Genomic DNA, 6,035 nt, shown 5'->3' on the forward strand with positions numbered 1-6,035 from the left:
GGTGGGGGACAGGTCCAGGGCGGCGGTCTCCCCCACCACGATGACGGCGGGGGGGAGGACCCCCGCCCGCTCCGCCGCCTCGGGCAGCTGTTCCAGCGGGGCCCGGACGGCGGCCGGGTGGGGGGCGCAGCCCCCCGAGACCACGGCGGCGGGGGTGTCCGGGGCGCGGCCCGCCGCCATCAGCCGCTGGACGATGGCGGGGAGCTGAGACAGGCCCATGAGGATGACCAGGGTGCCCTCCGCTCCGGCCAGCCGGTCCAACTGGTCAGAGGCCCCATCTTTTGTGTGGGCGGTGATCACATGGAAGCTGCGGCTCAGCCCCCGGTGGGTGACGGGGATGCCCGCCTGGCCGGGGATGGCGATGGCGGAGGAGATGCCGGGCACTACCTCAAAGGGGACGCCCGCCCCCTGGAGGGCCTGGATCTCCTCGCCCCCCCGGCCGAAGACGAAGGGGTCGCCACCCTTCAGGCGGACCACCGTGTGCCCCGCCTGGGCCAGGGAGATGAGCGTTTGGGAGATGTCCTCCTGGGGGGCGGAGTGGCGACCCAGCCGCTTGCCCATGTAGAGCTTCTGGGCCTGGGGCGGGACGGCGTCCAGCAGCTCCGGGGCGATGAGGTCGTCGTAGACTACCGCGTCACAGGTCTGGAGCAGCCGGTACCCCCGGAGGGTGATCCACTCGGCGGGGCCGCACCCGGCCCCCACCAGATAGACGCGGCCTGACGGTTGGGTCATGGCAATACCTCCTCAAAAAACTGGCGTAAAAGGGATTCTGTCTCCTCCGAAGTGAGAGGCCGCCCCTTCTCCAGGGCGGCGGAGAGCAGGCGGGAGAACCAGCGCCTCCGCTGGGACGGGGGCAGGGCATCCTTCCCCGCCTCTCGCTGGTCCTCCAGCCAGTCCAGGATGGGTTCCAGGGATTCGGGGAGCTGCCCCTCCAGGGTCCGGCGGACATAAGCCGCGGCGGCGGGGCTGGCCCCTCCGGTGGAGATCCCCACCGACAGCCGCCCCCGGCGGACCACGGCGGGGAAGAGAAAGGTGCTCTCTTCCCGGCTGTCCGCCACGTTCACCGGAATGGAGCGCTCCCGGCACAGCTGGGCCACAGCGTGGTTCAGCTGGCGGTCGTCTGTGGCAGCCACCGCCAGGGAGATCCCTTCCAGCAGCTCGGGGACAAAGGGCTGCCGCAGCAGCTCCGCCCCAGACAGCTGCTCCAGCTCGGGGACAAAGCGGGGGGCGCACACCAGCACCCGGGGGCCGTAGTCCAGCAGGACCCGGGCCTTCCGGGCCGCCACCGGGCCGCCGCCCACCACCAGGACCGTTTTATCGTTCAGGTCAACAAACAGGGGAAAGCAGACCATAGCCCGGGCTCCTCTCAATCGTAGTAGTACCGCCAGCCCCCCTCCGTCCAGATGCGGTTGAGGGGGGTGCGGAAGGTCTCGGTCAAAATTCCGGAGGAGAACAGCTCCTCCGGCGTGCCTGTCTGGAGAAGGCGGCCTTCAGAGAGCACCGCCCCCCGGTGGGCGAACCGCAGGGCCAGGCACAGATCGTGGAGGACCAGCACCACTGCCTTGCCCTCCCGGGCCAGGGTCTGGGAGAAGGCCATCAGGTCCAGCTGGTGCTGGATGTCCAGATAGGTGGTGGGCTCGTCCATGAGGATGGTCTGGGTGTCCTGGGCCAAGGCCATGGCCAGATAGACTTTCTGCCGCTGGCCGCCGCTGAGGGTCTGGACGGGCAGCCGGGCCAGCTCCCAGGCGTCCGCCTGCTCCAGGGCCTTTCGGGCGGCGGCGTGGTCCTCCGGGCGGTACCGCCGGGGGTAGGACAGATAGGGAAACCGGCCGTGGAGCACCATGCGGTAGGCGGTGATATTGGGGACAGTACGGGACTGAGGCAGATAGGTGACCTTCTGGGCCAGCTGCCGCCGGGTGAGGCGGTGGGCGGGCTGGCCGTCCACCAGCACCTGCCCGCCCGCGGGGGGCTGGAGTCCGGCGATGACCCGGAGCAGGGTGCTCTTGCCGCAGCCGTTGGGACCCAGGAGGACCAGCACCTCCCCGGCTTTCAGGTCCAGGCTCACGTCCTGCACCACCAGGGGACCGCCGTATCCGGCGGAGATATTCTGAAGCTGAATCACGAGATCCGTCCCCCTCTCTGCCGCAGGAGCAGCCAGATGAAGAAGGGCCCGCCCGCCAGAGAGAGGACGATGCCCACCGGGATCTCATAGGGGGCGAACAGCACCCGGGAGAGGAGATCGCACAGGGTGAGCAGGGACGCGCCTCCCAGGGCGCAGGCGGCCAGCAGGGGGCGGCTGTCCTCCCCCACGGTGCGGCGTATGATGTGGGGGACGATGAGGCCCACAAAGCCCAGCAGCCCGGCAAAGCTGACGGCGGCCCCCGCCAGGGCGGCGGCCAGGGCCAGCAGCGCCAGCCGCAGGGGCTTCACCGGCAGCCCTAAGCTCTGGGCGGTCTCCCGGCCCAGGGCGAGAATGTCCATCTCGCTGGACAGGGAGAACAGGAGGACCAGGGCGGCGAGGACCACCCAGAAGGCGGGGATGATCCGGTCCATAGACAGGTTGTTCAGCCCGCCGATGCGGAAGTCGGTGTAGCTGAGCACCGCGTCGGGGAAGAAGGTGACCAGGGCGTCGATGCCCGCGCTGAAGATGTTGGACACCGCCACCCCCGCCAGCACCAGGGTGATGCGGCTGGCTCCGGTGCGCTCGGCGATGAGCAGCACCAGCAGCACCCCCAGGAAGGCCCCCAGAAAGGCGGCCAGGGGGGTGAGGGTCACCGACTGGGGAAAGAGAGCGGAGCACAGCACCACCATCAGACCCGCCCCCGAGTTGACCCCGATGATGTTGGGTGCGGCCAGGGGGTTGTTGAGGACGCTCTGGATCACCGCCCCGGAGACCGCCAGAGCCATTCCGGCTAGCAGACAGCCGCAGGTGCGGGGCAGCCGGACATACTGGATGATCTGCCCCTCCACCGAGCCCTCCAGCTGGCCCAGCAGGGCCTGGGGCACCAGGGCCGGGGAGAGGGTGGTGGAGCCCAGGCAGAGGCTGAGCACGGCGGAGAGCAGGGTGAGCAGGAGCAGTCCCGCCAGCACCCGCCCCGCCGGGCGGAACTCAGGGGTAGAGGATGTCCGCAAGCTTTTCATAGGCTTCCCCCCAGCGCGCATTCGGCTTCAAATTATATAGAGAGTGCTCCAGGGTGTGGAACCGCCCCTCCTGCACCGCCCTTAAACTGCCCCAGGCGGGGTTGGACAGGAGGGTTTTCTCCAGGGTCTCCTGGGCGTCGGTGGCATTCGAGCCCTGGAGGACCACAAAGATATAGTCCGGGGCGGCGGCCAGGATGGCCTCCAGACTCAGCTCTTCCAGCAGGGAGGTCTCGCTGTCCGCCACATTGACGCAGCCCAGATCGGAGAGCATCTCCCCCAGGAGGAAGTCCTGGCTCCCCTTCACCTTGCAGCTGGAGCCGGTGGCCCGGATGGTGAGCACCGTGGGGGCGGAGCCGTCCTGCCGCGCCTTGGCCGCCTCCACCTGTTCCTGGACCTGAAGGCCGTAGGTCTCATAGTTCTCCGGGCATCCGGTGAGGTCGGTGCAGATCTTCAGCATGTTCAGATAGTCGTCAAAGCTCTGGATGTCGAAGTAGGCCGTCGGGATGCCGGCGCTCTCAAAGGTGCTCTCCAGCTCCAGGTCCGCCGTGGTGTTGCAGCTGGCCAGGATAAAGTCGGGCTGGGCGGCCAGCAGGACCTCCAGGTTGGGCTCCTTCACCGCGCCCAGGTCGGCCACCGTATCGCTGAGGCCCAGATCGAAGGAGGTCCAGGTGTCGTGGGCGGCGGCCACCAGGGTGTCCTGCCCCCCGGCCAGGCACCACACGTCGGCAAAGCTGCCGATGAGGGCGGCCACCCGCTCCGGCTGTTCCACCGTGACGGTCCGGCCCAGGTCGTCGGTGAAGGTGTATCCCTGGAAGGCAGAGCTTGGAGCCGAAGAGGAAGGGGCGGAGCTGGAGGAGGCCGCGGGCGAGCCGCAGGCGGTGAGAGAGGCGGCCAGAACGGAGGCCGCAAGGAGAAGAATCGGAATTCGTTTCATAGATGGTTCCTCACAGAGTGTTCGATGGATAAGCGGAAGGCGGAGCCAAAGAAAAAGCCCTGCCGGCAGAAGGTCCCTTCTGTCGGCAGGACAGAGCGTGTGATGACAGCCGGCGCGCCGCCGGCGGGAGGGTCAGCGGCTCTCGCCCCGCTGGAGCAGAGGGGCGTCCAGAATGGACTGTTTGCGGGCCAGAACCTCGTCGCTGGTGAGCTGGGCAATGAAGTTGTCCGGGCCGATGCGGTCGATGAACGCGCCGAACCGCTCGCCGGTCCAGCCCTGCTCCCGGTACAGGAGGATGGCCTTCTCCACCAGCTGGAACACCTCCTCCTTGGTGTAGATCTCCGGCAGGCGGTTGCCCATCCGCTGGCGCTTGCCCCACAGGCCGCCTACAAAGACCGCGTAGCCGGCCTTCTTCTCCGAGACGGTGTGGAACACGCAGTTGTCAATGCACTTGCCGCAGCTGGTGCAGAGAGTCCGGTCGATCTCCATGACGCCGTTCTCCATGTGGGCGGCGTGGACCGGACAGCGCTCCGAGGCCAGGCATCTTCCGCAGCCGTGGCAGTCCTTGGAGTCATACTCAGGCATCCGCTGCCCCATGATGCCGAAGTCGTTGAGGGAGGGCTTGACACAGTTGTTGGGGCAGCCGCCGATCCCAATTTTAAACTTGTGGGGCAGCTTTACGTCGTACCAGCCCTTGTAAAATTTCTCATGGAGCTCCCGGGCCAGGGCCTGGGTGTCGATGAGGCCGTGGACGCACACGGTGCCCTTGCAGGCCACGATGGGCCGGACCCGGGCCCCGGTGCCGCCGGTGTACAGGCCGCGCTCCCTGAGGAACTGGTCGAAGGGTTCAATGGTCTCATAGGTAAGTCCCTGGACTTCCACGGTCATGCGGGAGGTCATGGCAACGGCTCCGCTGCCGAACTTTTTGGCGGCCTCGGCGGCCACCATGAGCTCCTCACTGGTGAGGACCCCGTCCTCGGTGATGATACGGCCTACAAAATGCTCCCCGTCCCGGGTCATAATGTAGCCGCGGCCCTTCAGGGCCTTCTTTTCGGCATCGGTGATCTTCATGTTTTCCCCTGCTTTCCTCAAAATCTGGCGCGCTCACGCCGCGCCTGCACAGGCATCCTTGTGGGTGAAGCATCTCCATTATAATCGCAGGGCGGGAGAAATGCAAGCAAACCTTACAAAAACCGCCGGGAAAACGGGGGATGCGCTGGACATTTTTCGCGCCATCCTCTACAATGGAGGCGAGAGGACCGGCGGTCCGCCGCCCGGAGGGGAGCGGCCCGCCTCAGCGGGAGGGAGGAGCGAAATATGGAGGAGCATGCCCTGTCTCAGAGCGGGCCCGGCCTGCCGCCGGAGACCTGGAGGGAGCAGTTTGTGCAGGTGCTGACCCTGAGCGTGCCCGCCATTCTGGCGCAGATCAGCTCCATGGCCATGCAGTACATCGACGCGGCCATGGTGGGCAGCCTGGGGGCCAGGGCCTCGGCCTCCATCGGCCTGGTGTCCACCTCCACCTGGCTGCTGGGGGGTATGTGCATCTCCCTGGCCACCGGCTTTTCCGTCCAGGTGGCCCACCTGATCGGGGCGGGCCGGGAGGAGGAGGCCAGGAACGTGCTCCGGCAGGCCCTGCTGGCCGGGCTGGTGGTGGGAACTCTGCTGTGCACGGCTGGAACCTCCATCAGCGGGGCGCTGCCCGCCTGGCTGGGGGGCGAGGCGGAGATCCTGGGGGACGCCTCCAGCTACTTTTTCATCTACTCCTGCGCCCTTCCCGCGGTGCAGATGCGCCAGCTGTGCGGAAGCATGCTCCAGTGCAGCGGGGATATGCGCACCCCCAGCCTGCTCAACGCCCTCATGTGCGGGGAGGACGTGGTGTTCAACAGCCTGCTGATCTTCCCGGGCGTCTCCATCCCCGGGACCGGGCTGTCCCTGCCGGGGGCGGGGCTGGGGGTGACGG

At 67.6% G+C, this 6,035-nt stretch carries 7 protein-coding genes; 1 reads left to right on the forward strand and 6 read right to left on the reverse strand.

Going from position 1 to position 6,035, the window contains the following annotated elements; genetic code table 11:
* The 6 genes from cobA to H6B31_RS16045 all read right to left on the reverse strand — a co-directional run.
* A partial coding sequence (gene cobA / locus H6B31_RS16020; RefSeq protein ID WP_204899418.1) for a uroporphyrinogen-III C-methyltransferase occupies positions 1-732 on the reverse strand: 732 nt, incomplete at its 3' end.
* Positions 729-1,352, reverse strand: a complete 624-nt coding sequence (locus H6B31_RS16025) for a precorrin-2 dehydrogenase/sirohydrochlorin ferrochelatase family protein (protein WP_204899419.1) — start codon at positions 1,350-1,352, stop codon at positions 729-731. The genes H6B31_RS16025 and cobA, both read right to left, overlap by 4 nt.
* 14 nt (positions 1,353-1,366) lie before the next feature.
* The gene (locus tag H6B31_RS16030) at positions 1,367-2,122 is read right to left on the reverse strand and encodes an ATP-binding cassette domain-containing protein (RefSeq protein WP_204899420.1); all 756 of its coding nucleotides are present in this window, start codon (positions 2,120-2,122) and stop codon (positions 1,367-1,369) included.
* Positions 2,119-3,141, reverse strand: a complete 1,023-nt coding sequence (locus tag H6B31_RS16035; protein ID WP_204899421.1) for a FecCD family ABC transporter permease — start codon at positions 3,139-3,141, stop codon at positions 2,119-2,121. The genes H6B31_RS16030 and H6B31_RS16035 overlap by 4 nt, the downstream gene beginning before the upstream one ends.
* Positions 3,110-4,075, reverse strand: a complete 966-nt coding sequence (locus H6B31_RS16040) for an ABC transporter substrate-binding protein (RefSeq protein WP_204899422.1) — start codon at positions 4,073-4,075, stop codon at positions 3,110-3,112. The genes H6B31_RS16035 and H6B31_RS16040 overlap by 32 nt, the downstream gene beginning before the upstream one ends.
* A gap of 132 nt (positions 4,076-4,207) precedes the next feature.
* Positions 4,208-5,146 (reverse strand): ferredoxin-like domain-containing protein, encoded by a 939-nt coding sequence (locus H6B31_RS16045; RefSeq protein ID WP_204899423.1) that lies wholly within the window; start codon positions 5,144-5,146, stop codon positions 4,208-4,210.
* Positions 5,147-5,392: 246 nt separating this feature from the next.
* Between H6B31_RS16045 and H6B31_RS16050 the strand changes: the two genes are divergently transcribed.
* Positions 5,393-6,035 (forward strand): MATE family efflux transporter (locus tag H6B31_RS16050; protein WP_243419114.1); only part of this gene is annotated, 643 nt, incomplete at its 3' end.

Origin of the sequence: Pseudoflavonifractor capillosus (genome assembly GCF_016899775.1) — a bacterium.
GTDB lineage: Bacteria > Bacillota > Clostridia > Oscillospirales > Oscillospiraceae > Lawsonibacter.

Bases quoted from the DNA above. Each gene is read 5' to 3' on its own strand.
- H6B31_RS16035 (WP_204899421.1), bottom strand. From the start codon at position 3,141: ATGAAAAGCTTGCGGACATCCTCTACCCCTGAGTTCCGCCCGGCGGGG.
- H6B31_RS16040 (WP_204899422.1), bottom strand. From the start codon at position 4,075: ATGAAACGAATTCCGATTCTTCTCCTTGCGGCCTCCGTTCTGGCCGCC.
- H6B31_RS16025 (WP_204899419.1), bottom strand. From the start codon at position 1,352: ATGGTCTGCTTTCCCCTGTTTGTTGACCTGAACGATAAAACGGTCCTG.
- H6B31_RS16045 (WP_204899423.1), bottom strand. From the start codon at position 5,146: ATGAAGATCACCGATGCCGAAAAGAAGGCCCTGAAGGGCCGCGGCTAC.